Source organism: Nocardioides sp. CPCC 206348, assembly GCF_048654705.1.
Taxonomy (GTDB): domain Bacteria; phylum Actinomycetota; class Actinomycetes; order Propionibacteriales; family Nocardioidaceae; genus Nocardioides.
This window is the reverse complement of record NZ_JBMCZA010000243.1, coordinates 73,914-76,215: the sequence shown is the minus strand read 5'-3', so window position 1 is coordinate 76,215 and position 2,302 is coordinate 73,914. Positions and strand designations below refer to the sequence as shown.

2 protein-coding genes are annotated in these 2,302 nt (G+C 69.0%); one reads left to right on the top strand and one right to left on the bottom strand.

The genetic code is table 11. From position 1 onward, the window contains the following. Positions 1-125: 125 nt before the first annotated feature. On the bottom strand, positions 126-1,229 hold the full coding sequence (locus ACOADB_RS28750; RefSeq protein ID WP_378607315.1) for an NAD(P)-dependent alcohol dehydrogenase: 1,104 nt from the start codon (positions 1,227-1,229) through the stop codon (positions 126-128). A 248-nt stretch (positions 1,230-1,477) separates the two neighbouring features. On the opposite strand from ACOADB_RS28750, the gene ACOADB_RS28745 reads away from it, so the two are divergent. Continuing rightward, positions 1,478-2,302, top strand: an 825-nt coding sequence (locus tag ACOADB_RS28745; protein ID WP_378607313.1) for an LLM class flavin-dependent oxidoreductase, incomplete at its 3' end; no start/stop codon positions are given.

Genomic DNA, 2,302 nt, shown 5'->3' with positions numbered 1-2,302 from the left:
GTCGTTGCCGAGCGGACGTCGATCCGGGCCGATCCGGCCGGCGTGCGCCAGTCTCCGGCCACGTAGAGCTTGTCGTATTCCATCGTGCTCATCTGGTCACCTCGTGAAGTCGTGGGGATGGGGGGTCAGCCGTGGGTGAGGACGATCTTGATGCCCTCACCTGCGTGCTGGGCCGCGATGGCCTCGTTGAGCTCGCTGAACGGCCGCTTGGTGATCAGGCGGTCGAACGGGAACTTGCCTGCGGAGTGCAGAGCGAGGAGCTCGGGGATGAACTCGTCCGGGTTGGAGTCGCCCTCGACGATGCCGATCACCTTGGCGCCGAGCACCTGCGCGCCCATCATCGGAACGAACATGACGGCTTCGGGGTCGGCCGGAACACCGATCAGGCCGATCGTGCCGCGGTAGCCCAGCGACGCGAAGGCCTCACCGAGTACGGCGACGTTGGCCGTGGTGTCGAGGACGTAGTCGACGCCCGCGGGGATGATCGCGCGGACCTGCTCGGAGACCGGACCGGCGGCGGGGTCGATGGCGTGCGTGGCGCCGAGCTCGAGAGCCAGCTCGCGGCGGGCAGCCACCGGCTCCACGACGATGATGGTGCTCAGGTTGCGGGCGACGGCGGCCAGGGCGCCCGAGAGGCCGACCGAACCGCCGCCCATGACGAGGAGTGCCTCGCCCGCCTGGGCGTCGAAGCTGTTCATCACCGCACCGGCACCGGTCTGCACGCCGCAACCGAGCGGTCCGACGATGCTGAGGTCCGCGTCGTCGGCCAGCTTCACGACGTTGCGCTGGTTGGCGATCGCGGCCGTGGCGAAGGACGACTGGCCGAAGAAATTGCTGCCGAGCGGCGCGCCGCCCTGGGACAACGCAGAGGTGCCGTCGGGGCGGACGCCGCCGAAGTTGAGGGCCATGAAGCTGGCGCAGTAGCCGGGCTCGCCCTTCTTGCAGGACGCACACTCGCCACAGTTGTTGAACGACATGGCGACCTTGTCGCCGACGGCGACCTTCGTGACACCGTCACCGATCGCCTTCACGACGCCGGCACCTTCGTGGCCCACGACGCCGGGCATCGGGAAGGGCAGGTGCCCGTGCTGCGCGGCAACGTCGGTGTGGCACAGGCCGACGGAGGCGATCTCGACGAGGACCTCGCCGGACTGCGGGTCGCCGATCTCGACGTCCTCGATGACGAAGTCGCCACCGATCTCGTGAATGACGGCTGCCTTGATCTGCATGGCTGATCCCTTCGTGAGGTGCTCGAGAGTGTGCGGATGCCGGGCGGCCCACCGCCGCTCCAGGAACTCCTCGAAGTGTTTCCTCCGTCACATTGGCCGGGCATCCCCCTTCAGGCAGATCGCCATGTGCCGTTGGGCCCGCGAGAAGTGGCCGAGGTGTCTCGTTCGGGGGCTCCGGGTGGCGAGATCTCCATCGCCGGGCAGCCGTCGGCGTTGCCACGGATCGACACCTGCACGACAGTGAGGACGTGACGACACGAGGCATCACCGTGCTGGCCGGAGGGCTGGCGGAGACGGTGGAAATCACCAAGGCAGCCGACCAGGCCGGATTCGACGGCGCATGGTCCGGCGAGTTCCTCAACCGCTCTGCCGTGGTGTCGGTGGCCGCGATGGCGGCAGCGACGGAGAAGATCGGCGTCGGCACCGCGATTGCGTACGCCGTCGGCCGCTCGCCGCTGGTGCTCGCCAATGACGCGCGCTTCCTCGACGAGATGAGCGGCGGCCGGCTCACCCTCGGCCTCGGCACCGGGACCCGCGGCATGATGGTCGGGTGGCACGGCGTCACCGACCCCGACGGACCTGCCAGCCGCATGGAGGAGCTCATTCCCCTGCTGCGCCGGCTGTGGAAGCTGCACGAGGGTCCGGTCAAGCACGAGGGCCGCTTCTACACCTGCGACATCACCCCGACCGCCGACATCGAAGCGCCCCTGCGGCCCGAGATCCCGATCTACACCGCAGGCGTCAACGCACGGATGATCGAGGTCGCGGGCCGCGTGTCCGACGGGTTGATCTGCCACCCGACGCTCACCGACCAGTACCTCGACGAGATCGCGCGCCCGGCCATCGAGAAGGGGGCGCAGGTGACGGGCCGCAACGCGGCCGACGTCCACCTCAAGGGCGTCATCATCACCTCGATCCACGACGACCCAGCCGTTGCCCGGCGCGAAGCCGCAGCGCAGCTCGCGTTCTACATTGCACCGAAGGCCTACGGCCCGGTGATGGAGGCGTCCGGCTTCGGCGACGAGGCGGTGGCGATCCAGGCGGCGTTCCGTGCCAAGGACCACGAGGCGATG